A 25,483-nucleotide genomic window follows, 5' to 3' on the forward strand; every position below is an offset into this window, starting at 1 on the left:
CGGCCCTAGACCGCCCGCTTGGGCAGCGTGTCCCGGTTGCCCCAGTCGTCCGCGTAGGGCATCACCCGCCGCAGCTGCCGGGGCACCTGCGTGCCCGAGGCGGCACGCGCCACCAGCACGCCGCCCGCGATGCCGGCCAGGAGGCGCACCACGACGGAGGGGTGCTTGCGCGTGGCCAGCCACAGGCCGAGGCCGGTGGCCAGGGTGACCCAATGCTCGGCGGGCAGGTTGTCGCGACTCTCGTCGAAACGCTTGAGGCGGGCGATCGGTTGCCAGGTCATGCGGTGCTCCTTGGGGGTTCACGCGCATTCTTGACCGCTGCGTCCCGGGCCGGGCCCCACATGAACAAATTGCAAGCGGCAGGCTCAGCCGGGGGTGTCGCCGCCCAGGGGCACGCCTACCCGCGACAGCAGCTCGACCACGGCCTGCACGTCCACCGGCTTGGTCAGGTGGGCATCGAAGCCGGCTTCCGTGGTCAGGGCGCGGTCGGCCGGCTGGCCCCAGCCGGTGACCGCCACCAGCAGCACGTCGGACCCGCCGGGCCGCTGGCGCAGGGCCCGCGCCACGGCATGCCCGCTCATGCCCGGCATGCCGATGTCCAGCAGCACCGCGTGCGGTCGCAGCCGGTCGAAGGCGTCCAGCCCGGCCGGCCCGTCGTAGGCCACGGCGGTGATGTAGCCGCAAGCCGAGAGCACCAGCGAAAGGGTGTCGGCCGCATCGGTGTTGTCGTCCACGATGAGGACGTGTCGCGCGGCGGCCGCGCGGGTCGGCTGCCGGGGCGACGCCACCGGCGCGGGGGCGTCGCCCGTCGCGGCGGCGGGTAGCCGCACGGTGAAGGAGGCGCCGCGGTCCAGGCCCGGGCTCTCGGCGCTCACGCTGCCGCCTTGCAACTGCACCAGCTCGCGCACCAGGGCCAGGCCGATGCCCAGCCCGCCCTGCGAGCGCCCGATGGTGCGGTCCACCTGCGTGAAGAGATCGAAGATGCGGTCGAGCATGTCGTGGGGAATGCCCACGCCGGTGTCCGCCACCGCGAGGGCGACCTCGCCCCGTTCCCGCCACGCCCGCACCTCGATGCGCCCGCCTTCGGGCGTGTACTTCACCGCGTTGTTCAGCAGGTTGTCCACCACCTGCTTGATGCGCGCCGGGTCGGCCTGCACCGGCAGGGGATCGGCAGCCAGGTCCAGCCGCAGCTGCAGCCGCTGGCGCGCGATGGCGCCGGCCATCGCTTCCACACTGGCGCTGACGACTGTTCGCAGGTCCAGCCGCTCGGGCCGCAACTCGACCTTGCCGCGGGTGATGCGCGAGACCTCCAGCAGGTCGTCCACCAGCCGGATCAGGTGCTCCACCTGGCGGTGCGAAATGTCCAGCATGCGCTGGCGCAGGGCATCGCCGCTGCCGGGCATGCGCAGGATGGTGAGCGCGTTGGCGATCGGCGCCAGTGGGTTGCGCAACTCGTGGGCCAGGGTGGCCAGGAAGGCATCCTTGGCGGCATCGGCGGCGCGCAGGGCGCGCACGAGCTCGGCGTTCTCCACGGCGACGGCGGCGCGGCCGGCCAGGTCGACCATGTTGGCGAGGTCGCGCTCGTTGAACACCCGGCTCGAGTGGGAGGTGACCAGCGTGATGACGCCGAGCACCCGCCCGCGTGAAAGGATGGGCACGCCGATGTACGAGTGCAGCCCCAGCGCCAGGATGCCTTCGAGGTACTCGGGCTCGCTGATGCCTTCGCGCAGCATCTGTTCGGTGATGACCGGCACCATTTCCGGCTGGCCCGAGTGGATGACACGCCAGGGGCCGGTGCCGGCTTCGCGGTCGGGCGGGAATCGCTCGTGCAGCCGCTGCGCCAGCTCGACCTTCGCCGGGTCGACGTGTGCCACCGCCAGCCGCTCCAGCCGCTGGCCTTGCGGATCGAGCATGTCGATGGCGCACCAGTCGGCGAAGTGCGGCACCGCCAGGGCGGCAATACGCGCCAGCGTCTGCCGATGGTCGGTGACCGCGGCGAGCTCGGCGCTGGCGGTGGCCATGAAGCGCAGTTCCGCTTCGTTGAGCTTGCGATCGTCGATGTTGCGGCACACGCCCATCATCACGCGGTGGTGCGAAGGCCCCGAAAGGCGCGTGCTGCCGCTGCCTTCCAGCCAGTGCACCGAACCGTCGGGCCAGGACACGCGGTACTCCAGGGTGTGCTCGCCCAGCCGCTCCAGGGTCTGTTCGATGAACTGGCGCACGCGCCCGCGGTCCGCTTCGAAGATGAGGTCGAGGTAGCTTGGCGGCGGATCGGTGGCGGACAGGCCATGCAGCGCGAACATCTCGGGGGACCACCAGGCTTCGCCGGTGCTGAAGTTGCGCTGCCAGGTGGCCATGCCGCCGGCCTGCAGGGCCAGCCGCAGCCGTTCATCGCTGGCCTGCAGGCGTTGCTCGGCCAGCCGTCGGTCGTGGATGTCGACCGAGCAGCCGAACCACTTGACCTGGCCGTCCGAGGCGGGGTCGGGGAAGGGCTCGGCGCGCACCAGGAACCACCGGAACTCACCGTCGGCGCGGCGGATGCGGTGCTCCACCGAGAAGGTGCCGCCGGTGCGGCGGGCCTCGTCGAAGCGGGCCATGGTGATCGCCGCGTCTTCGGGGTGGACGAAGTTGTCGGTCACCTGCACGGCGGTGCCGGACCAGCGGGGCTGTCCCGTGTAGGCGGCCCATTGCCGGTTGAAGAACTCGACGCGGCCCTGCGCATCGGTGATCCAGATGATCTGGGGCACGGCGTCGGCCAGGGTGCGAAAGCGCTCTTCGTTGCGGCGCAAGCCTTCGGTGGCCGTGATGCGCTCGGTGACGTCGACGCCCTGGGCCAGGATGCCGGTCACGCGCCCGTGCCGGTCGCGCAGCGGCTGGAAGATGAAGTCGAGGTAGCGCGGGTCCAGCCCGCCATGCGGGTTGCGCAGCAGCGCCAGCACCCCTTGGCCGCGATGCGATTGGCCGCCGACGTAGACCTGGTCGAGCAGCTCGAAGTAGCCCTGGCCTTCCAGCTCGGGCAGGGCCTCGCGGGCCGGCAGCTCCAGCAACGGGCGGTTGCCGCACAGGCGCCGCACGGCCCGGTTGGCGAGTTCGACCCGGTGCTCGCTGCCGCGCAGCACCAGCACGAAGCTCGGCGCCTGGTCGAACAACTCGCGGAACTCCGCGCGTTCGTGCTCGATGCGCCGCGAGCCCAGCACCGCGTCGGTGGTTTCCGTGATCGCGCAGTAGATGCCGGCCACTTCGCCCGCGCGGCGGATGGGGGCGTAGCTGAAGGTGAAGAACGCCTGCGCCGGCGCATCGCCGCGTCGCACCGTGACCTCCAGGTCGCGGAACGACTGCGGCTCGCCGGCCAGCGCTTTCGCGATCCATCCCTGCACCGCGGGCCAGGCTTCCCGCCAGACCTGGGGCATCGGGGCCCCGAGCGCCGCCGGGTGCCGGTCGCCCAGGATGTCCAGGTAGGCGTCGTTGTAGATCAGGCGCAGCTGCGGGCCCCAGGCGATGAAGGCCGGCGTGGGTGTGTTCAGCAGCAGGTCCACCAGGGTGGCGAGTTCGCTGGGCCACTGCGCCATCGGGCCCAGGTCGGGCGGCCAGGCGGTCGTGTGCATCAGCGAAGCCAGTCCCGGGTGCCGCTGCGGCGCCGCATCGCTGGCAAGTCCATCCGCCTGTGCGGGCGCGGGTGGGACGATGGTGCTCATGGGCTGCGCAAAAAGTGTTGATTTTCGTCTCGAAACCTGATGAGCACCCTGTAGGACATGCACTCTTGCGCAGCCCGCTCCTCCACCGGGTCGGCCGCGCGAGCCGCCGAGCCGCCGCCACGGCGCCGAGGGGCGGGACGCCGGCCCCCGCAGCCTGCCCGGGCGCGGCATCATGGCCGCATGACACAGCCCGGCTCCCCCTCCAAGTCTGCCCCGGCTGCGCAACGCAAGCCGGGTCCTCAGCTGCCGCCGCGCCGCTACTGGCCCTGGTTCGTGCTCATCCTGCTGATCAACTACGTGCTGGTCAGCCGGCTGGTGCCGCAGCCGAACGCGCCGGTGACCGTGCCCTACACCGTCTTTCGCGAGGAGGTCGGCCGCGACAACGTGGTGGCCATCTACAGCCGGGGCACCGCCATCGAGGGCCGGTTCAAGAGCCAGGTGACCTGGCCCACGCCCGAGGACATCAAGCAGGCCGGCCAGCCGGCGACGCCCACGGCGCTGGACCGCCGCCTGCTGCCGCCGTCGAAGACGTCGATGTACTTCAACACCGAGCTGCCGACCTTCTTCGACCGCAACCTCGAAGACTTCCTGATCCGCCACGGCGTGGAGATCGCCGCGGTGCCGATCCAGCAAGGCGGCGTGTGGAACACGCTGCTGTACTTCGGCCCGGCGCTGCTGATCATCGGCTTCTATGTGTGGATGTACCGGCGCGCGGCGCAGGGCGGAGGGCTGGGCGGCGGCGGCATCTTCGGCATCGGACGCAGCAAGGCCAAGCGGTACGACGCCACCGACCCGGCCCACCGCGTGACCTTCAGCGACGTGGCCGGCATCGACGAGGCCGAAGCCGAGCTGGTGGAGATCGTCGACTTCCTGAAGGCGCCCGACAAGTACACGCGGCTCGGGGGCACCGCGCCCAAGGGCGTGCTGCTGATCGGCTCGCCGGGAACCGGCAAGACACTGCTGGCCAAGGCCGTGGCCGGCGAGGCCGGCGTGCCGTTCTTCTCGATGAGCGCGTCCGAGTTCGTGGAGATGATCGTCGGCGTGGGCGCGGCGCGCGTGCGCGACCTGTTCAAGCAGGCCCGCGAGCACGCCCCGGCGATCATCTTCATCGACGAGATCGACGCCATCGGCCGGGCTCGCGGACAGATGGCCATCGGCGGCCAGAGCGAGCAGGAGCAGACCCTGCAGCAGATCCTCACCGAGATGGACGGCTTCAGCGGCCGCGAAGGGATCATCGTGCTGGCCGCCACCAACGCCCCCGACGTGCTGGACCGCGCGCTGCTGCGGCCCGGCCGCTTCGACCGCCGGGTGGTGGTCAACCTGCCGGACAAGGCCGGGCGCGAGGCCATCCTGCGGGTGCATGTGCGCAAGGTGCCGCTGGATGCCGGCGTGAGCCTGCAGGAGCTGGCGCAGGCGACGCCGGGGTTTTCGGGGGCGGACCTGCGCAACCTGGTCAACGAGGCCGCGCTGCTGGCCGCGCGGCGCGAGCAGCAGGTCGTGCGCCATGCCGATTTCCTGGACGCGCTGGAGAAGATCGTGCTCGGCCCCGAGCGGCCGCTGCTGCTCACCGCCGCCGACCGCGAGCGCATCGCCTACCACGAGAGCGGCCATGCGCTGCTCGGCCTCCTGGTGCCGGGCGCCGACCCGGTGCACCGCGTGAGCATCGTCCCGCGCGGACAGGCACTGGGCGTGACCTACCAACGCCCGCAGACCGACCGCTACAACTACCCCGAGGCCTACCTGCGCGCCCGCATCATCGGCATGCTGGGCGGCCGCGCCGCCGAGGAGGTGGCCTACGGCACGCGCACGACCGGGGCCGAGAACGACATCGAGCAGGCGACCCAGCTCGCGCGCAACATGGTCACGCGCTGGGGCATGAGCGACGCCGTCGGCATGGTGCAGCTGGCCCCGCGCGAGAACCCGTTCCTGCGCGGGCCGGCCGGCGTGGGCGGCGAGCGCCCCTTCAGCGAACAGACCGCGGCGCTGGTCGACGCCGAGGTGCAGCGCATCATCGGCGGCTGCCACGAGGAAGCGATGCGCCTGCTGCGCGAGCATCGGCCGGCGCTGGACGCGCTGGTGGCGGCGCTGCTGAAGCACGAGACCCTGGGCGAGCAGGAGATCCTGGACGCGACCGGGCTGGCTGCGGCACCGCCGCTGGTGGAGCGGCATCCCCTGCAGGGGTGACGGTCCGCTTCCTTGCCAAACGTTCATGCACCCCGGGGGTAGCCCGGGGGATACTGAAACGCGTCAAGACCGGATCGTCCATGCTCCTGAGCCTGCTCATACCCATCCTGCTGGTGCCCTGCCTCGCCGCCGTGCTGCTCAGCGGCCTGGTGCCGTTCGATCGCGCCCTCATGCTCTTGTGCGCGCTGCAGGTCGGCCTGTTCGTGGTCCTGGCCTGCGTGATGGCCCGGCAGAAGAAGGAGCTGGAACGGCTGGAGCACTGGGCGACCCCCTTCCGCCCGCCGCTCGGCCGCCGGGCCGGCGCGGTGCTGCTGCCCGCCCGCCGCGGCCGCTCGCGCCTGCCCTGAGGCATGGGCGGCGAAGCTGGCCGAAACGGGATGCGGCGCGCCGGCAGCGCGCCAGCCCACAATCGCCCGTCGATTCGATTCAGGAGCACGGATGGAGCCCACCAGCATGTGGCGCTGCCTCGTCGTCGAGGACGACGCCCACAACGCGCGGTTCATCGCCGACGGGCTGCGTGAACTCGGCCACGTGGTGATCGTCTGCCACGACGGGGCCACGGCCCTGGCCCGGCTCACGGGCGAGGCCTGGGACCTGGTCGTCCTCGATCGCATGCTGCCCAACGGCGTCGACGGGCTGTCGCTGCTGGCCGCCCTGCGCGGGCTCGGCAAGAAGACGCCGGTGCTGGTGCTCAGCGCGCTGAGCGCGCTGGACGAACGCGTGCGCGGTCTCAAGGCCGGTGGCGACGACTACCTCACCAAGCCCTTCGCCTTCTCCGAACTGGCCGCGCGGGCCGAAGCCCTGGTGCGGCGCTCGCGCGCCGGCCCCGAGATCCGGGTGCTCGAACTCGGCGACCTCAAGCTGAACCTGGCCAGCCGGCGCGCCGAGCGGGGCGGCCGGCCCATCGCGCTGCAACCGCGCGAGTTCCGCCTGCTGGCGTTCCTGATGGCGCACCCCGGGCAGGTCGTCACCCGCGCCATGCTGCTGGAGTCGGTGTGGGACTACCACTTCGACCCGCAGACCAACGTGATCGACGTGCAGGTCAGCCGCCTGCGCAGCAAGCTAGAAGCCGCCGGCGGCAGGCCGCTGATCCACACCGTGCGCGGCGTCGGCTACCGCATGTCGCTCGATGCCGGGGAAGGGCCGGAGAGCCGCCCGGACGGCGCCGGCCCATGAGGTTCGAGAAGCCGCGCTTCTGGAGCTCGCTCGGGTTCCGGGTGTCCCTCTACTACGCGGTGCTGGTGGCCATCACGCTGCTGGCGGCCCTGGCCATCGTGCAACTGCAGACCGTGGGCGTGATGCACCAGGGCATGACGCGGCAGCTGGCGGGCGTGCAGGAGCAATTGCTTGCGCGGCATCGGGACGGCGGCCTGCAGGCCGTGGGCGACGAGATCCAGCGCGCCCTCACCGACCGCTTCCAGTCCGAATCCGAGATCTACCTGCTGCTCGATGCCAGGGGCCAGCCGCTGGCGGGCAACCTCGACGAGGTGCCGGCCGGCCTGGATGCGGCCGCGGGCGAATCGGGCGAGCTGCGCACCGGCGTCATGCGCCAGGAGCAGTACATGAGCGCGTACCTGCTGGTTCGGGCGCTGCCCGGTGGCGGCACGCTGGTCGTCGGGCGCGACCTGAGCGAGCAGCAGGCGATCGAGTCGCTGGTCGGCAACGCCAGCGCCGCCGCGGCCCTCGTCTCGGTGCTGCTGCTGATCGGCGGGACCTTCGTCATCCGCGCCGAACTCGAACGCAGCATCGCCGCGTTGCGCCGAACGGCCGCGCGCATCGGCGCCGGTGAACTGCACGAGCGGGTGGAGCTCACGGGGCAGGAAGACGAGTTCGAGCTGCTGAGCCATGAGATCAACCAGATGCTCGATCGCATCCAGCTGCTGATGGACGGCGTGCGCCATGTCTCGGACACCATCGCGCACAACCTGCGCACACCGCTCACGCGGGTGCTGCTGCGGCTGCGGGCGGCACAGGACGCCATGCCGGACGAGGGCTCGCGGCAGGCGGTGGAAGCCGCCGTGCGCGAGGTGGAGGGCATCACCGTCACCTTCGAGAAGCTGCTGCAGATCGCCGAGGCCGAGGCCGGCACGCGCCGGCGGCAGTTCCGGCCCACCGACCTGGGCGCCATCGTCGACGACGTACTGGACCTGTACGACGCGCTGGCCGAATCCCACGGGGCGGTCCTGCGGCGCGAGCCGGACGACCCGGCCGTGGTGCAGGGCGATCGCGACCTGCTTGCCGACGCGGTGGCCAGCCTGGTGGACAACGCGCTCAAGTACGGCGGGGACGGCGCGGTGGTCCGGGTGGGGACCACGCGCCGCGGTGGCACGGTGCTGCTCACGGTGCAGGACAACGGGCCCGGCGTGCCGCCCGGCGAGCACGAGCGCATCGGCCAGCGCTTCTACCGGCTGGACCGCCAGGCGCTGGGCTATGGCCTGGGCCTGGCGGGCGTGCGCGCGGTGGTGGCGATGCACGGCGGGCGGTTGCGGTTCGCCGATGCGGCACCCGGCCTGCGGGTCGAAGTCGAACTGCCGGCCGCCTAGGCCTGAGCGGCCTGCGCCGGTCGCGGGCGCGTGCGCGCCCACATGACCGAACGGCAATGTTCCGGCAACGGTCCGCGTCCTGAGTCCTCCCTACCATGAAGCGGCAGCCCAGCCATGCAGGCGCCGGGCGCGTTCACACACGCAGGCCGAAGGCCAAGGAGAGCAGGAGATGGCATCACGTGACTACAAGGACATCCTGGGGGGTGTCCTGCTGATGCTCACGGGCATCGTTTTCGCCCTGGGCGCGCACAACTACAACCTCGGCGACGCCGCCCGCATGGGCCCGGGGTACTTCCCCTCGGTGCTGGGATGGATCCTCGCGGTGCTGGGGGTGCTGATCGTGCTGCCAGCGCTGCGTCGCCCGGGCGAGCGCATCGTCGTGCAGTGGAAATCCGCCGCCCTGGTGCTGGCGGCGGTGTTGTACTTCGCCTTCTCGCTGCCGCTGCTCGGGCTGGTGCTGGCGGCCGCAGGCGCCGTGTTCATCTCGTCCCTGGCCGACCACGACCTGACCTGGCGCGGCCGCTTCATCCTGAGCGTGGCGGTCCCGGTGCTGATGGTGCTGATCTTCATCACGGGGCTGGGCATGACGCTGTCCCCGTTCCCCTGGTAAGTGCGCGGGAACCGACATGGACCTGTTCTCCAACCTCGCCATGGGCTTCTCGGCGGCCTTCGCGCCGTCGACGCTGCTGTACTGCTTTCTCGGCGTGTTCCTGGGCACGCTGATCGGCGTGCTGCCGGGCATCGGCGCCCTGGCCACCATCTCGCTGCTGCTGCCCATCACCTACCACATGACGCCGGCCGCGGCGATCATCATGCTGGCCGGCGTCTACTACGGCGCCTCGTACGGCGGCTCCACGGCTTCCATCCTGCTGAACCTGCCCGGCACGCCGTCCTCGGCGGTGGCCTGCCTGGACGGCTATCCCATGTCCAGGCAAGGACGCGGTGGCGTGGCCCTGTTCATGACCACGGTCGCCTCGTTCGTGGGGGCTGTCATCGGCCTGTTCGTCATGGCGGCCTTCACGCCGACCATCGCCGAGCTGGGCCTGAAGTTCGGACCGGCCGAATACTTCGCGATGATGCTGCTCGGCCTGATCGCCGCGTCGACGATCGCCACCGGCTCGCCCGTCAAGGGCATCGCGATGGTGGTGCTGGGGCTGCTGCTCGGCATGATCGGCACCGACGTCAATTCGGGCGTCGCGCGCTACAGCTTCGGCGTGCCGGAACTCACCGACGGCCTGAACCTGGTGGCGCTGGCCATGGGCATCTTCGGCATCTCCGAGGTGATCAGCAGCATCAACCGCATCCACCACGGCAAGGCCGAGAAGATCACGCTGCGCTCGATGATGCCCACGCGCGACGACAACCGGCGTTCGGTCATGCCCATGCTGCGCGGCTCGGCCATCGGCAGCTTCTTCGGCGCGCTGCCCGGCACCGGTTCGGCCATCGCATCGTTCATGTCCTACGCCACCGAGAAGAAGGTGGCCAAGCAGCCGGAACGCTTCGGCAGGGGCGCTGTCGAGGGCGTGACGGCTCCGGAAGCCGCCAACAATGCCGCCGTGCAGACCGCCTTCGTGCCCACGCTGTCGCTGGGCATCCCGGGTGACGCGGTCATGGCGCTGATGCTGGGCGCGCTGATCATCCACGGCATCCAGCCGGGCCCGATGATGATCACCGAGCAGCCAGAGCTCTATTGGGGACTGATCGCCAGCTTCGTGATCGGCAACGTGATGCTGGTGATCCTGAACATCCCGCTGATCGGCGTGTGGGTCGCGCTGCTGCGCATCCCCTACCGCGTGCTGTTCCCGGCCATCGTGGTGTTCATCTGCCTGGGTGTCTACAGCGTGAACAACAACCCGTTCGACGTCTACATGGTGGCGCTGGTGGGGTCCATTGGCTATTTGATGACGCTGCTCAAGTTCGAACCCGCGCCCCTGCTGCTCGGCTTCATCCTGGGACCGCTGATGGAGGAGAACCTGCGCCGCACGCTGCTGCTGTCGCGCGGCGACCCGATGGTCTTCGTCGAGCGCCCGATCAGTGCCACGCTGCTGGCCATCGGTACGCTGGTGCTGGCCTGGAGCCTGGTGAGCTTCATGCGCGGACGCCGCAGGGTCGTCGTGGCTCCGGGTGAGCCGGACCTGCCGGTCGAGCCGGCGCCGCAACAACGCTGATCGTGCGAGGCGCCCTCCCCGCAGGGCGCTAACGCCGCAGCACGTACAGCCCCGCCAGCACCAGCAGCGCACTCCCGGCCCAGGCCAACGCATTGGGCACCTGCCCCCACACCAGGAACCCGATCACGATGGCCACCAGCAGCCCGGTGTAGCGGAACGGTGCGATCACGCCCACCTCGCCGCCGGTGCGCATGCTCACCGTCAGCAGGTAATAGCCGCCACCGAGGAACACCGCCGCCGCCACCAGCATCGCGAGCTGCGCCGGCGACACAGCCTCCCAACCCTGCGTCAGCCCCCAAACCCCCGACAACAGCGTCACGGCCAAGGCGGTGCTGAAGGTCACCAGCAGCGACGAGATGCGCGCGTCGATGGTGCGGGTGACCAGGTCGCGCCCGGCCTGCATCAGCGTGCCCGCCAGGCACAGCAGCGCGTACGCGTTGAAGGCCGAGGGCGTGGGCTGAACCACCAGCAGCACGCCGAAGAAGCCGACGGCGATCGCCAGCCACTGCGACGTGCCCACGCGCTCGCGCAGCAGCAGGGCCGCGAACAGGATGGTGAAGATCGGCACGGCCATGTTGATCGCCATGGCGTTGGCCAGCGGCAGGTGGAACAGCGCGATCAGGTAGGCGAAGGTGGCGGTGGCGTCGAAGCCCGCACGCAGCAGCACCCGCCTGTCGAACAGCGCCCGCCACTGGCCGGCGGCGCCCATCGTCACCACCAGCCCGGCCAGCATGCCGGTGGCCGCGATGCCGCGCACGAAGATGGTCTGCCACGGGGGCAGCGATTCGGTGACGAACTTGATGATGGCGTCGTTGGCCACGAAGCAGGTGATGCCCAGGGCCATGGCCGCCACGCCGCGGCGCGTACCCGCGCGCCGGGTCGCTTCGAGAGATGCGCTCATGTAGGGCGCGATGTTAAGCGGCGCGCCCAGCCCCCAGCGCGTGGAGCCGCCGCCGCCAGGCCGGCTCCAGGTACGGGTTCTTGCACGACACCGGCAGCTCGCCCGCCAGGATGCGGGTCACGTTCTCGAACGCGATGCGCGGGATGGAGCGCACGCTCTCGCGCGTGTGGCCGACCATGTGCGGCGTGAGGATGACGTTGTCCAGCGTGCGCAGAGGGCTGTCCGCAGGCAGCGGCTCCACCTCGAAGGTGTCGAGCGCCGCGCCGGCGATGCGGCGCGTGCGCAAGGCCTCGACCAGGGCCGGCTCGTCCACCGCCTCGCCGCGCGCCACGTTCACCAGGAAGGCCGAAGGCTTCATCAGCGCCAGCGTGCGGGCGTTGACCAGGTGCCGGTTGTCGGGCCGCACGGCCACGAAAAGCCCGACCGTGTCGGACTCGGCCATGAGGCGCTCCAGGCTCACCAGCTCCACGTGGTCGGGCACCGCGGCCGGGTCCACCCGCGGGCTGTAGGCGAGCAGGCGCACGCCGAAGGCCCCCAGCCGCTCCATCACGGCCTTGCCGATGCGCCCCAGCCCCACCAGGCCGACGGTCGAACCCTGCAGCATGGCGGCGCGCACGTCCAGGATCGCCGGGCGCGGCTCGTCGCCGCGCATCACGGCCTGGCTGTGGGCCAGCGCATACCGCAGGTTCAGCATCAGCATGACCGTGGCTTCGGCCATGCTGGCGATGTGCTCTGGCGCGCCGCCGTGGCCCACGATCAGGCCCAGTTCGTCGGCGGCCTGCAGGTCGATGGTCTCCACGCCGATGGTCGCGCCGACGATGCCCTTGAGCCGGGGCGCGGCCAGCAGCGTCTCGCGCGGGCAGCGCCAGCGTGAGCTGAACACCGCCACGTCGGCAGGAGCCAATCCATGCGACACCACCTCGTCGGGCAGGGGCCGCACCACGCCCGGCTGGTTGACAGGCCCGCGCGTCACCTCGACGCCGGTGGCCTGCAGCTGCGCGGCCAGGTCGTCGAGCAGCGGGTCCATCGTGTGGTCGCGCACGATGAACACGCGCGGTGGCATGGCCGCGCTCATTGGATCACCTCCCCCAGGATGGCCCGCTGCGCGGGCTGTTTCTCCCCCCTGCGCAAGCGGAGGGGCCGAGCGGCGCTCATTCGGCGCGGATCTGGGCGCCCTTGATGATGCGGCCCCAGCTGGCGTGGCCGGCCTGGATGCGCTGGTCCAGTTGCTCGCGCGTGCCGGTGTTCACCGTCACGCCCTGTTCGTGCAGGGCGGCGACGACCTCCGGGCGCTTCATCACCTCGCGCACGTCGCGCTCGATGCGCGCGGCCACGGCGGGCGGCAGGCCGGCGGGTGCGCTGAGGGCCACCCAGGGCTCGTTCTCGAAGCCGGGGAAGCCGGCCTCGGCCAGGGTCGGCACCTGCGGCAACAGGGGGCTGCGGCTGTTGCCGGTGACGCCCAGCGCCTTGAGCTTGCCGGCCTTCACGTGCGGCACCACCTGGTTGACGCTGGCGAAGCTGATGTCCACCACGCCGGCCAGCAGGTCCACCATCGCGGGCGCGCCGCCCTTGTAGGGCACGTGCAGCATGGGCATGCCGGTGGCCGCGCGCATCTGCTCGGCGAACAGGTGCTGGTTGCTGCCGGGCCCGGAGGTCGCATAGCTGATGCCTTGCGGGCGCGAGCGGGCGACCGCCGGCAGGTCCTTGGCCGAAGCAGCCGGCACGCCGGGGTTCGCGACCAGCACGAAGGGGATGGTGCCCAGGAGCGTGATCGACTGCAGGTCCTTCAGCGGGTCGTAGCTCAGCTTCGAGTACAGGTGCGGGTTGATCTCGGGTATGAAGTTGACGATCAGGAACAGCGTGTACCCGTCCGGCGCCGAGCGGGCGACCGACTCGGCCGCGATGTTGCCGGCCGCCCCGGGCTTGTTCTCCACCACCACCGGCTGGCCCCACATCGGAGCGAGCAGGCCGGCGAGTTGCCGCGCCGCGAAATCGGGTGTGCCGCCGGGCGGCAAGGGCACCACGATCTTCACCGGTCGGCCCGGAAAGTCCTGCGCCTGTGCCTGCACGGCAGGCGCTCCCGCGAACAGGCTGGCCAGGGCGAAGGCCAGCCAGGCGCGACGTGTCTCGATCATGTGCGTTCCTTTTTGCAGGGGGATGGCCGGGCCTCAGCGAGGCCCGAAGAATTCGCCGCTGAGGACGGGTTCCTCGTGCTGGTTCTCCTTGGAATTTCCCGCCATCTCACGGCCGTCGATGCCGATGCGGGCGAACATGTTGCCGCCTTCCACGGCCGCGGCACCGATGCGCAGCATCACCAGCGGCTGGCCGGGCGAGGCGCGGAAGCGGTAGAAGGTGCCGCGCGGCATCATCACCCCGTGCAGCGGGCCGATGGTCTTGAGCTCGCCGTGGGGTCCGTGGAAGTTGGCCTCGCCTTGCAGCACCACGAACACGTGGTCCTCGTCGGTGTGGGCGTGCAGCGTGTTTTCGCCCGATTCGGCATAGCCCTTGAGGATCACCGTCATGGCGGGCGTGGCGGCCAGCACGGTGTCGGTGCGGCCTGTCAGCGGCAGCGGCCCCGTCACGGCGAAGAACGAGGGGCGGCCTTCGGCGTACCTGGATTCGAAGGCGGCCTGGTAGTCGTCGATGGTGCTCAGCAGGTTGGGCTGGGTCATGAGGCGGTGCGTTGACAAACGGTTCGGCGCGCCACGCCGACGGCCTGGCCGCGACCGATTCTGCGAGGGCGGGGCGGCTGCGGCCAATACCGAATTCCTCGCGACTGAGACGCGGCGCGTATCAATCCGCCGGCGGCGGTAAGCTTCCGGCACCCGGCACCGCACGCCTGGAAGCCCGCCCGAACCGTGACCGAACTTCGCCATCTCCGCTATTTCATGGTGGTTGCTGAAGAACTCCATTTCAGCCGCGCCGCCGCCCGCCTGAACATGTCGCAGCCACCGCTCAGCCAGCAGATCAAGCAGCTGGAACAGGCGGTGGGAACGCCGCTGTTCACGCGCACCAAGCGCTCGGTGTCGCTGACCAACGCCGGGCGCGACCTGTACGAGCGGGCGCTGCCCTGGCTGGAGGAGCTCGACGAGATGTTCTCGCGCGCCCGCGCCATCGGGCAGGGCGAGCAGGGCAGCATCACCGTGGGCTGCAGCTACACCACCAGCCGCCGCCTGGTGCCACAGGCCATCCGCCTGTTCGCGCAGCGCTACCCCTCGGTCACGGTGAAGCTGATCGAGGCGCAGTTCGACCGGCAGGTCGAGTACCTGGCGCGTGGCCTCACCGACCTGGCGGTGATCCGCTTGCCGGTGCGGCACGCCGATTTCGTCGCCCGCCCCTTGTATGAGGAAGACCTGGTCGTGGCCCTGCCGCCCGACCACCGCCTGGCCGGCCGTGCGCGGCTTCGGCTGCGGGAGCTGCGCCAGGAGGTCTTCATCAACGCCAGCCGCCAGCCGGTGGGCCTGTTCGATTCGGTGCGCGCGCTGTGTGAAAGCGCGGGCTTCACCCCGCAGGTGCTGGACATCTGCTCCAACGCCCATTCGGCCGTGGGCCTGGTGGGGGCGGGCATGGGCATCGCGCTGGTGCCCGAGAGCGTGCGCCATGCCGACCACAAGCACGTGGTCTACAAGCCGCTGTCGGACTCGCCGCGGTCGGTGGTGGGCGCGGTCTGCCGGCGCAACCACTCGGCCGCGACGCAGCTGTTCGTGGACACCATCGCCGAACTCGCCGGCTAGGGTTTTCATATCCGAAACGTCTCAGTCGCGTCCTGGGAGGTATTGGACCGGGCAGGCCGCGCGGACCAGAATGCCGCCTTCTCCGGATCCGCCAGACCGTGCCATGACCTCGCCAACCCCATCGCTGCGCGACGCGCTGCAGGACCTCTCGCTGGCCTGCCGCATCCTCGAACTCGAAGGCCACGGCGACATGTCGCTGGGCCATGTGTCGCTGCGCGACCCCGGCGGTCGCGGCTTCTGGATGAAGCGCAACCGCATCGGCCTGGGCGAGGTGTGCGGACCGGCCGACTTCGTGCTGGTGGATTTCGACGGCGTCAAGCTCGAGGGCGAGGGCGGGCGCCACTCGGAGTGGCCGATCCACTCGGAGATCCTGCGCAACCGACCCGACGTGCAGGTGGTGGCCCACACCCACCCGTTCTACTGCTCGGTGCTGTCGGCGTCATCCGAGCCCCTGCTGCCCTTCACGCTGGACACCGACTATTTCATCGACGTGCCCAAGCACGTGGACGACGTGGCGCTGATCACCACCAAGGCCGAGGGGCAGTCGCTGGCCAGGTCGCTGGGCGAGCACTTCGCGGTGCTGATGGGAAACCACGGCCTCACCTTCTGCGGCGGCTCCATCGCCGAGGCCACCTGCATCGGCGTGTTCGTGGAGAAGGCCGCCAAGGCCAACGTGGTGGGCCGCTCCGCCGGCTTCGCCCACGCCATGCCGCTGCCCGAGACCCGCACCCGCCGGCGCTCGCAGATCATGACGCCGGCGCACATCGAGCACTCGTGGAACTACTTCAAGCGCAAGCTGGCGTGGTTCCTGGATCGCACGGTGGCGCCGGGTGCGGTGTTCCGGTGAAAGGTCGCACGAGCAGGGACTGAAACGGCTTGGGAAGAGATTCACTTCCTCGGTCGCGGCCGTCAGTTGCTCAAGGTCTCCCGAGTCGTGCGCCAGCTTGGCCTGTGGACTGAAGCATCGGACTGGCGACCACGCCCGGCAGATATGACGACTTAAGCACTCCATCCCCCAATAGAATCGCGGCCATTTTCCGCGAACAGAAGCACGCCTTTCTCCGGGCGAGGTCCATTCCACGTGCTTGCGGGCATGCGTTGGGAGGACGCTTCATGAACCAGTCTTCGTGCCTTACGGGTGCCGTGCTGCGCTGCATTACCGCAGCCGCGGCCGGCTTGCGTCACTCCACGGTCTGCCTCCTACAGGGCCTGCTGATGACTGTCCTTCCGGTCAGTGTCTCGGCCGCGCAGCCTGTGGTCCCGGCCAATTCACACACTGATCCTGCAGCCGATCTGCAAACCGTCAGTCGCGGCTTACGCTGGATGCAGGCCCAACTCGCTGTGAACCAGCCGCTGCAGGCCGGCCGCGTGGCCGATCAGGCGCTGGTGAGTTGCGAGGGGGCCGGCACCTGGCTGCGGCTAGGTGGCGAGCCTGGCGCGGTGCGAGCCGTGCTTGCCGCCATACCTCAAACCCTGGCAGCGCCGGGCGCCGCCACCCAGTGGCTCGGATGTGCCAGCGCCGTTGCGCTCGTTCCGCGTTGGCGAACGCCCGATGACCTGCAGGCGCGGCGCCTGGGTGCACGGGGCTACGCCGCGTTCCTGGGGCAGCAAAGCGCCAGCGTGCTCGACACCGCCTGGGCGCTGCGCAGCTGGGAGGCGGACGACGCACTCGCGCCGTTGTTGGCCTGGTTGACCGAGGTGCAGTCGGTGGACGGCAGCTTCCCGACGGCCGGCCAGCCCGACCTCCTGGCCACGGCGGCGGTGGTTCGCGCGCTGCAGTCGCACGTGGCCCGCCATCCGGGCGCGGCGCAGTTGGCAAGCAGCGCGGCACGCTGGCTTCTGGCGCAGCGTGATGCGCAGCGCCAGTGGCAGGACGACAGTGCCCTCACCGCGGCGGTTTTCGAGGCGGTGCATCCCTACACCAGCGATGCTCCCGAGGTGGCGGCGGACGTGGGGCGCTTCCTTCGATCCAGCCAGCGCGCCAGTGGCGCCTGGGCCGAGCAGGGGGTCGATGACCTGTACGTGACCGCGCTGGCCCTGCGGGCATTGGCCCTTGTCGATGAACCTCCGCGCAACCCCGCCCTCGGCGCAGGTGCGGTCATTGCCGGTCGCGTGCTCGATGGCAGAAATCAGCGGCCTCTCGCCGACGTGCGTCTCCAGGCCCAGCCCGCCGGCGGCCCCGCGCGCGAGCTGCTCACGGATGCATCGGGCTCCTACCGCGTGGAGGGCATCGCGCCCGGCGCGGTGCAACTGACAGCGCAGCGCGAGGGGTACGCACCGGTGCACGCTGTGGCCCAACTCGCACCGGCCATGACCGCCACCTTCTCGCCGACCTTGTGGCCGCTCGCTTCGCAGCCGCCGGCAGCAGCCCTGCTGCACGGCCACACCGTCGATGCACAGACCGGGCTGCCGCTCGTGCAAGCCCTTGTGCAACTGCAAGTCGCCGGCGCGCATCGCTCGTCGACCCTCACAGACACCCAGGGCCGCTTCGAGCTGCCGCTCGAAGGCGACGGCCAGGTGTCCGTCGCTTTCATCCGGGACGGATACGATTCGGTCGAGCAAGCCTTCGTGCTCACGTCGGGCAGCAGCCTTGCTGTGGGCGGCGTGCCAATGCGGCCAGTGCGCCGTGCTGCGCCGGCCGAGCCGCCTGTTGCCGGCGCGCCCACCTGGACGGCGCCGGTTCTGTCGCCGGGGGAGCTTGGCCTGCGCGAGGCGCTGCGGGCCAGCGCAAACCTGTCGCATTCCGGCCCCCTGCCGGTCGAGGTCGCCTTGACTGCAGCGATCATCGACGCGCAAGGCGGCGTCATCGCACGGCCAGCCGTATTGGACAGCGCCGGCACACCGGTGGCCAGCGTCTTCCTGTCCCCCGGCACCGAGCTGGGGGTGCAGGTGCAGTGGACCAGTGGCGCGCACCCGCCGGGCCGTTACCAGCTTCGTCTGCAGGCGCAGCAGCCCGGCGCCGCAGAGGCGCGCGATCCCGACGGGGTCGTGCTGTCTCAGACGCAAGCGACCTTCCAGATTCGAGCTGCACCGAGTCTTTCGGGCGAGCCGCAGGCCTCGCCTTCCGTCGTGCGCGCCGGCCGGGGTGAGCCGGTGGCCCTGGCGGCCTTGCTGCGCAACGACGGCAACATCGCGCTGCCCGCGCAGCGCATTCAGCTGGAAGTCGTGGAGCGCGTCAGCGGGCAACGCCGCCACGCCGTAGCCGTCGACGCTGCCGCCTGGGGACAGGGTCAGCTGGCCACGCTGGACTTCGGCGTCTGGCATGCGCAGGAGGCCGGTGACTACGAACTGCGGCTGTCCGCCGCGTCCGTGCCGGGCACGCTGTTGCGCGGGTCCTTGTATGTCGGCGACAGCGCGTCCGGCCAATTCACCGTGCATCCGGCCCAGGTCGAGCCCGGCACGGCACGGGTTCGCGCGACGGTCAGCGTGCAGGGGCAGGACGTCCAGCGCCGTGCCAGCGTCGATCCCCTGGTTCCGCTGGTGCGCGCTGCGGTCGTCGGTGCGGTCCGTGCCGGCGATCGGCTGGCCTATGACCACTATGTGACCAGCAATGCCAGCTACGGTCGTTGCTTCATGTGTCATGTGCAGTCGCAGGCCGTTGCCGGTGGCGAGCGCAGCCTTCGGCACATGGCGCCCGACAGCCCGCTGCGCCGTGCGGTGCTGATGTCGGCCGTCACGCAAAACCTGATTCATCCGGAAGACAGCAGCATGACCCGCACCGGGCCGACCCAGCTACCGGCCAAGGTCGCCTACCGCGACTCGCCGGGTGGATACACCCACACCAACACCACGCTGGGCCTTTGGGCGGCCGGTTATTGGCACGACCCAGTGGCTGTCCATCTTTCGCGAGTGCGCATGGCCGAATACCTCATGCGCGTGCAACAGTCCGACGGTGGCTGGAGCGCAGACCACCCGGACGGGTGGTGGCGTGCGCCCGTGGCGCTGGTGGCGCTCAATGCCGGCAGCCTGGCGGCGCTGCGCGATGCGCTTCAAACCCTGGGCCCAGCGGTGGGCCGGCAGTTGCAGCCCTGGCCGGTGGCTGGCCTGCCCGCCGGCCAGAAGCGCCTGTCCGCCAGTCCGGACGGCACCGTGTACGTCACGCTCTTCGGCGGCGATCTCTGGGCGGTGGCACCCGCCGGCGTGGCCAGGCGCCTGGTCGCTGATGTGCCGGTGCGCAGTGCCTGGCCATTGGAGGCTGGGCGACTGTTGATCGGCTCGTCCCAGGGCGTGTTCGTGCGCGAGGTCGACGGGCAGATGCGTCGCCTCTGGAACGCCAACGTCTTCGATGCCCAGCCGATGCCCGATGGGCATTTCCTGGTCACCTTGTGGGGTGGCGACAGCCTCTACCGGCTCAGCCCCGATGGGCAGGCCACGGTGCTGGTTCGCGACGCTCAACTGGCAGGAACGATGGGCGTTGCCCGGATGCCCGACGGCTCGCTGATCGCATTCGGTCAGAACCGCGGCACCGTGCTGCGCTTCGGCGCCGATGGCAGCCGCCTCGAATCGCCGGTGCCTGTCACGCCCGAGGGCGCCATGATGAATGCGATTGCCTACGGCGACGGGCTGCTGCTGGCCCACCAGACGGGGCTCTACTTCTACAACCGCGAGGGCGTGGCCCAGCGATGGACCCACCAGGGCGCCTTTGGCCAGGTGGTATTGCCCGACGGCCGACTGATCGTCGAATCCGGCGGCATCTTGCACGAGGTCGTCGAGCAGGCTATCGATCCGGCCCCCACCCGCGCCCGCATCGACCAGTCGATGGAGCGGGCGGCTGGCTGGCTGTTGTCGGCCTCCCGTGCCGCCGAGGACAACAACGTCGAGCAGGCCTTCAGGCTCATGGGCCTGTCGCATGCACGCCGCTTTTTCAAGGGCACGGCGCGTGCGAACGACTTCGACGCCGCCATCGCCGAGGTCGCCGCGCGCTTGCTCGCCCGTCAGCGGCCCGATGGCGGCTGGTCGGCCAGGCGCAATGGAGCCACCAGCGACTCGATGGTCACCGCCATGGTGGGCATGGGGCTGGATGCGCTCAGCCCGTCGCCGCGTGCACCCGAGGTCCGCAAGGCCGTCCAGTTCCTGCTGGCCTCCCAGCGCGCTGACGGACTCTGGTACTCGGAAGACCGTGTGGCGGGGACGGCCCTGATGGCCACCACCTGGGTCGAGCTATGGCTGCCCATGGTGCTGGAGCGGCTTGGCGGCATCGACACCGAGCTGCACATCAGCCTGCCCGCTGGCGCCGCGCTGGACACCCCCGAGCCCGCGCCGATTCGCGCAGTCACCAACAGCCACGGTGGTCGTGACTACGTCTGGAGACTCACTGGCGTCACTGACGCAAACCGCGAGGTGAGCTTCAACCTCACCCTGGACGGCTTGACGCAGGACGAAATGCGCCCGGTGGCCAGTGCCGCTGAACTCGTCTTCGACAACAGCCTGATGCCGGGCGAGACGGTGCGGTCCTCGCTCGGTATCCCGGCAGTCATGGCCGGTACGCGTCTGGCGCTCGCCCTATCCACCGACAAACCCGCCTATCGCCCCGGCGAGCGGGTGCTGCTGCACACCGACGTGCGCAACGACAGCCCAGGCGCGCGAACAACCCAGCTTCGCTTGCGCGTGCTCGATGCGTCGGGCCGCGAGGTGGAGTGGCTGCCGGCCGGTGATGTCCTGGCCATGGCACCCAGCCAGTCGCAGCGCACCCAGGCCGCTTGGCCGGCGGATGCCATGCTGGCCGGTGACTACGTGGCCGAGGCCCAACTGCTGTCAACGGCGGGCCAGGTCTATGCCACCGCCCGCGCGCCACTGCACATCGAGCCCGGGGACGAACCGGCCAATGCCGCCCGCCTGGTTGCAGATCGCAGTCGCTACGACACCGCGCAGCCCGTCGTGCTGAGCGCACGGGTCCTCAATCGGTCGGTCAACCTGCTGCAGCAGGGGCTGGTGGCTCGAACACTCGTGCAGTCCGCCAGCGGCGCGGCCATGTTCGAGCGTGCCGAACCCATCGAGCAGCTGCCGGCCGGCTCACAGCGTCCGTTCATCTACCACCTGGCCGCCGGCAGCCTGCCTGCTGGCCGCTACCGCGCGCAGCTGGAACTGCTGAATGGTGGTGATCCGCTCGCCTCCAGTGCGACCGAGTTCGAAGTGCTTGGCAGCGAACGCACCGGACTCGGCCTGGAGGGCGCCCTGCAGGCGCCGCCCCGCGCCCTCATCGGGCAGCCGGTGCCCCTGCGTTGGCACGGCCGCCACCAAGGCGATGCGGCAATGATCGACCTGCCCATCGACATCGTCGTGCTGGAACCGGCAACCGGCCGGGTCGCTGCGCGTTTCTCAAATCGGCTGCCACGCTGGGCCCCCGGAGAAACACCCGTGCTCACCGCCAATTGGCCTGCACAAGGGACTGACGGACAGGCCTGGGTCCTGGCTGCCAGCACCACCTTGCAGGGTCGCGAGTTGGCGTTGGGCCACGCGCCGCTGGTGATCCTGGGCCAGCCGCGGATGGTGTTTGCGGATCCGGGAGTGGATTTCGGCTCTGCCCAGGCAGGCACACCGCTGGAGCGTGCCGCGGTGGTCCAGTCCGCCGGCACCGCCTCCGCTCGTCTGGTCGACTTCCACCTGGAGGGGCCGGCTGCCGGCGCCTACGCGCTGACCGCCACGGAGTGCGCCCCGCCGGCCACCCTGCCCGCGGGGAGCCAGTGCGGGCTTCGGCTGCGCTTCCTCGCAGCGCAGGCCGGCAACCATCCGGCCGTGCTGGTACTGCGTTGGCAGCACCCGGCGGACACCGCCGTCGCCGGCGAAACCCGCCTCGCCTTGTCAGCCCAGGCCACCACGCCGCTGCTGCGTGGCAGCCTGCATGCCCAGCCACGCGTGGTCGATGCCGGCCAGCCGCTGGCCCTGACCTATGGCCTGACCAATCCCGCGCCGGTCTCTGCCGCGAGTTCTGTCAGCCTGACGGTGCTGGACCAGAAAGGCCGCAGCGCGGACCGGTGGACCTTAGGGCCCAACTTGCGCCCCGGGGGCACCCACCTGGGCAGCCAGACCTGGACGGTGCCGTCGCACTGGCCGCCGCAAACAGCCACTGCCGTGCTCACGCAGCAGGTGGCCGGCGGTGAAGTGCACCTTGCCAGCACCAGCTTCCAGGTAGTCGATGCGCTGGGACCCGTGCGTGCGCAGGTGCACCGCATCGCCGTGCCGCGCCTGCTGGTCCTGCTGTCCTGCCCGCCAGGCTCCTCGTCCGGCTGCGAGGCCACACGGGCGGCGGCGATCGGTCGCTCACTGGACACGCTGGGCGTGCCCCACCGGATCGTGGTTCGCGAATCGGACTTCGTCCAAGCCCTGCGCTGCGGCGACTTCAACACCTACTGGATCAGCGCCGGCTCGCTCAAGCTGTCCCAAACCACGGTCGTCGAGCTCTCGCTGGCCGTCTGGCGCGGCCACGGGCTCATGCTCGACGGCTTGCACGACGCGCGTAACCAGGCGGCCTTACTGCCTTTGACGGGCGTCCAGCACCGTGGGCAACTGCCTCACGGTGGCGGGAGCGTTCAACTCACAGGTGAGGCGCCATTCGCCCGGGGCAACCTCGCCACCACGGGCCGTGCGGTTCGCCTCGCGTTGGTGGGTGCCGAGCCCCTTGCGTGGTTCACCGATGCGCCTGGCAGGCAGGCTCCCCCAGCGGCCGTGGCCACGAGGGCCTGGGGCGGGGGTCGCAGCCTTGTCTTTGCCTTCGAACTGGCGGCCACCGTCGAGGTTGATGCCCGGGCCCGGCATGGCAGTGCCACGTTGGCGGCGTTCTTGCGAGCGACGCTGGAGCACCTGTCCGCCGGGCTGCCCGCGCCTGTCGTCGGCGAGAGCGCCGACTTGCGTTTGGTGCTGCGCAACGAAGGCCGGCGCGAAGCAGCACTGGAACTGCTTGGCGAGTTGCCCCCCGGTTTGCGGCATGAGGCCGCCAGCCTGGCCCCGGCCGATGACCAAGACGGGCGCGTGCGCTGGGTCCTGCGGCTGCCGGCAGGGGCCGAGCGCACGTGGCAATGGCAGTTGCGGGTGAGCGAGGCCGGTGAACTCGAAGTCCCTTTGACCCTCACGCTATCTGTTCCCAACGGCGCCGAGCCGCGTGAACCACAGCGCCTGTCCCTGGCGGTGCAAGCCACTGCCAGCGCCGAGTTGGCCTCCCACGCCCTGGCACGGGTGGCGGCCCTGGACGCCCGGCGGTCGCCACACGCCAAACTGCTGGCGCGCGCCCTGGCACAAGCCGAACTCGCCCGCGCGGCCGGCCAGCAAGGCCGAACGGCGCAGGCGCGCACGGCCTGGTTCCAGGTCGACGACCTGCTCGCGAATCTCGAGGGCATCGACATCGGCCCCGCGCGCGACGCCATCGCGGCCGTCGTCGCCGCCCTGGGGCACGCACAGTGCGCCCCCTGCGCATCAGGGGCGTGCCCATGACCCTCTTGTCCTTCCTGGGCCGCCTCGCGCGGTCCGCGCCTTCGGAAAATCGTCCGTCCATGCCCGCCTCGACCCAGCCCGGGATCAACACCCTTGCCGCGTGGCGGCCTTGGCGGCGGCCGGTGGCCTTGCTGGTCATCCTCGCGCAGCTGGCCATCGCCGCCCAGCCGCTCACCGTACTCGCGCAACCCCCGGAACATGCGGCGGCCCATCCCATGGCACAGGGGCAACTGCGTCGATTGGCCGAATGGAACCAACGCATGGCGCAAGGCCGCGCCCGGCAGGCACAGGCGCCACGCACACCGGCGGACCACGCCCGCGTGCGCCAGGAACGCCTGGCCGCGATCGTGCGAGAGCTTCGAGCGCCGTCCTCCCCGGCCGATTCCACGGCGACCCAGCGCAGGCTGCAGCAGCGGCAGGCGCTACGCGAAGCCTTGCGCCAGGCCGCCCGGGACCCGCAGGCACTGCGCGATGAACTGCATTCGCACGGGCAGGAGCTGCGCCGGCGCGGCGCCGCGCCCGACATCCTGCAGCGCCATGAGCAGGCCCTGTCCCGCTTCGAAGCAGACGCCGCGCGTTATGCCCAGGCTGCCCAGACGCTGCTCGCATCCCCGGCCGATGCCCAGGCCGATGACGCCCGCGAGCAGGCCGCGCTTGCGCCCCTGCAGACCCTGCTCACGCGCCAGTCGGTTCGTGGCACCGCGCATTCGCCGGCCGGTCCCCTGCCTTGGCGCGCGCCAAGGCCCACCCCTCGCGTGCCGGCCGAAACGCCCACCGCGTGGCACCAGAACCTCTATGGCGACCAACGCGTGCGCCTGGCGCAAGCTGGTCCGCTCACCATCGGTCCGCTGCAATTCAGCCACGCGCCTCCCGCCGGCCGCGCACCCACTGAAGCCGACCTCGCCGAAACCGACGAAATCCGCCTCACCCCCGCCCTGCGTGCCCAGGCCGCCGCCCTCGGCCACAACCCCGTGGCCATCCACAACTGGGTGCGCAACCACATCGACGTCCATCCCACCGCGGGCGCCATCCAGAGCGCCCAGGACACCCTGGACAAACGGCGCGGCAATCCCACCGACATCGCCGGCTTGCTCATCGCGCTGCTGCGCGCCTCCGGCATACCGGCGCGCTATCAGTGGGGCACCATCGAACTGGACGCTGCCAGCGCCCAGGGCTGGCTTGGCACCCAGCGGCCCGAAGCCGCACTGCAGCTGCTGCGCCAGGGCGGCATCCCGGCGCGCGGCATCGCCCAAGGCGGCCGCTTCAGTGCCATCCGCCTGGAGCACGTCTGGGTTCAGGCTTACGTCAACTGGGCGTTCGGGCGCGGGCAGTTCAACGCCACGCCCACCCAGCACCCGCACCCCAACGCCGGGCGCAACCACTGGATACCGCTGGACGCCAGCCTCAAGACCTACGACGAAACCGCAGGCCTGGACCTGGCGGCGCAGGCGCCGCTGGACGCCGGTGCGCTGGTGCAGGCCATGCGCCGAGGCGCCACGGTCCATGAGGCCCAAGGCTGGATCCAACACCCCGACACGGCCGCCGCGCTGGGCCAGCTGGACGACTGGCAGCGCCGGCTCCATGCCGCCATCGCCGCCGGCCCGCGCGGCGAAGCCGCCACGGTCGGTGACGTGCTGGGCACCCGCCGCATCCGGCAGGAGCACCCGGCGGTGCTGGCCGGCACGCTGCCCTACGTGACCGTGCAGCCCGGCGCGGCCACCGCTGCCGTCCCCTCGGCGCGCCAGCACCGCTTCACCTACCGCCTGCACGATGGCGAGCGCATCCTGCTCACCTACACCGAAAAAACCAGCCAGCTCGCCGCCCGGCGCCT

16 protein-coding genes are annotated in these 25,483 nt (G+C 70.8%); 10 read left to right on the top strand and 6 right to left on the bottom strand.

Annotation, left to right across the window (positions count from 1 at the left end):
- Window positions 1-5 precede the first annotated feature (5 nt).
- Together JI739_RS23710 and JI739_RS23715 are read right to left on the bottom strand one after the other, a co-directional pair.
- Window positions 6-281 carry a hypothetical protein gene (locus JI739_RS23710; protein WP_201686502.1) on the bottom strand — a complete coding sequence of 92 codons (276 nt, stop codon included), beginning with the start codon at window positions 279-281 and terminating at the stop codon, window positions 6-8.
- A gap of 84 nt (window positions 282-365) precedes the next feature.
- Window positions 366-3,695 carry a PAS domain S-box protein gene (locus tag JI739_RS23715; protein ID WP_201686503.1) on the bottom strand — a complete coding sequence of 1,110 codons (3,330 nt, stop codon included), beginning with the start codon at window positions 3,693-3,695 and terminating at the stop codon, window positions 366-368.
- Between the two features lie 180 nt (window positions 3,696-3,875).
- Here JI739_RS23715 and ftsH point away from each other — a divergent pair, with 180 nt between their 5' ends.
- The 6 genes from ftsH to JI739_RS23745 all read left to right on the top strand — a co-directional run bounded on the left by ftsH (window position 3,876) and on the right by JI739_RS23745 (window position 10,590).
- On the top strand, window positions 3,876-5,879 hold the full coding sequence (gene ftsH, locus JI739_RS23720; RefSeq protein WP_201686504.1) for an ATP-dependent zinc metalloprotease FtsH: 2,004 nt from the start codon (window positions 3,876-3,878) through the stop codon (window positions 5,877-5,879).
- An 80-nt stretch (window positions 5,880-5,959) separates the two neighbouring features.
- On the top strand, window positions 5,960-6,226 hold the full coding sequence (locus JI739_RS23725; protein WP_201686505.1) for a hypothetical protein: 267 nt from the start codon (window positions 5,960-5,962) through the stop codon (window positions 6,224-6,226).
- Window positions 6,227-6,332: 106 nt separating this feature from the next.
- Entirely contained in the window at window positions 6,333-7,055 is a 723-nt protein-coding gene (locus JI739_RS23730; RefSeq protein WP_201686517.1) for a response regulator transcription factor, read from the top strand.
- Window positions 7,052-8,422, top strand: coding sequence for a sensor histidine kinase (locus tag JI739_RS23735; protein ID WP_201686506.1), 1,371 nt, complete (start codon window positions 7,052-7,054; stop codon window positions 8,420-8,422). Before JI739_RS23730 ends, JI739_RS23735 begins: the two co-directional genes overlap by 4 nt.
- A 169-nt stretch (window positions 8,423-8,591) precedes the next feature.
- The gene (locus JI739_RS23740; protein WP_201686507.1) at window positions 8,592-9,032 is read left to right on the top strand and encodes a tripartite tricarboxylate transporter TctB family protein; all 441 of its coding nucleotides are present in this window, start codon (window positions 8,592-8,594) and stop codon (window positions 9,030-9,032) included.
- A gap of 16 nt (window positions 9,033-9,048) precedes the next feature.
- The gene (locus tag JI739_RS23745) at window positions 9,049-10,590 is read left to right on the top strand and encodes a tripartite tricarboxylate transporter permease (protein WP_201686508.1); all 1,542 of its coding nucleotides are present in this window, start codon (window positions 9,049-9,051) and stop codon (window positions 10,588-10,590) included.
- Between the two features lie 28 nt (window positions 10,591-10,618).
- On the opposite strand, the gene JI739_RS23750 is transcribed toward JI739_RS23745, so the two are convergent.
- The 4 genes from JI739_RS23750 to JI739_RS23765 form a co-directional block, all read right to left on the bottom strand.
- Window positions 10,619-11,491, bottom strand: a complete 873-nt coding sequence (locus JI739_RS23750; protein ID WP_201686509.1) for a DMT family transporter — start codon at window positions 11,489-11,491, stop codon at window positions 10,619-10,621.
- A 13-nt stretch (window positions 11,492-11,504) separates the two neighbouring features.
- Entirely contained in the window at window positions 11,505-12,566 is a 1,062-nt protein-coding gene (locus tag JI739_RS23755) for an NAD(P)-dependent oxidoreductase (RefSeq protein WP_201686510.1), read from the bottom strand.
- 76 nt (window positions 12,567-12,642) lie between these two features.
- The gene (locus JI739_RS23760) at window positions 12,643-13,626 is read right to left on the bottom strand and encodes a Bug family tripartite tricarboxylate transporter substrate binding protein (protein ID WP_201686511.1); all 984 of its coding nucleotides are present in this window, start codon (window positions 13,624-13,626) and stop codon (window positions 12,643-12,645) included.
- A 33-nt stretch (window positions 13,627-13,659) separates the two neighbouring features.
- Window positions 13,660-14,163 (bottom strand): cupin domain-containing protein, encoded by a 504-nt coding sequence (locus JI739_RS23765; RefSeq protein WP_236590020.1) that lies wholly within the window; start codon window positions 14,161-14,163, stop codon window positions 13,660-13,662.
- A 186-nt stretch (window positions 14,164-14,349) separates the two neighbouring features.
- On the opposite strand from JI739_RS23765, the gene JI739_RS23770 reads away from it, so the two are divergent.
- From JI739_RS23770 to JI739_RS23785, 4 genes are all read left to right on the top strand, one after another.
- Entirely contained in the window at window positions 14,350-15,225 is an 876-nt protein-coding gene (locus JI739_RS23770) for a LysR family transcriptional regulator (protein ID WP_201686512.1), read from the top strand.
- 103 nt (window positions 15,226-15,328) lie between these two features.
- Window positions 15,329-16,072 (top strand): class II aldolase/adducin family protein, encoded by a 744-nt coding sequence (locus JI739_RS23775; RefSeq protein ID WP_201686513.1) that lies wholly within the window; start codon window positions 15,329-15,331, stop codon window positions 16,070-16,072.
- 476 nt (window positions 16,073-16,548) lie between these two features.
- Window positions 16,549-23,652: a carboxypeptidase regulatory-like domain-containing protein gene (locus JI739_RS23780; RefSeq protein ID WP_201686514.1), complete on the top strand. Its 7,104-nt coding sequence runs from the start codon at window positions 16,549-16,551 to the stop codon at window positions 23,650-23,652.
- A partial coding sequence (locus tag JI739_RS23785) for a transglutaminase domain-containing protein (protein ID WP_290428779.1) occupies window positions 23,649-25,483 on the top strand: 1,835 nt, incomplete at its 3' end. The genes JI739_RS23780 and JI739_RS23785, both read left to right, overlap by 4 nt.

Source organism: Ramlibacter aurantiacus (assembly GCF_016722895.1).
GTDB lineage: Bacteria > Pseudomonadota > Gammaproteobacteria > Burkholderiales > Burkholderiaceae_C > Ramlibacter > Ramlibacter aurantiacus.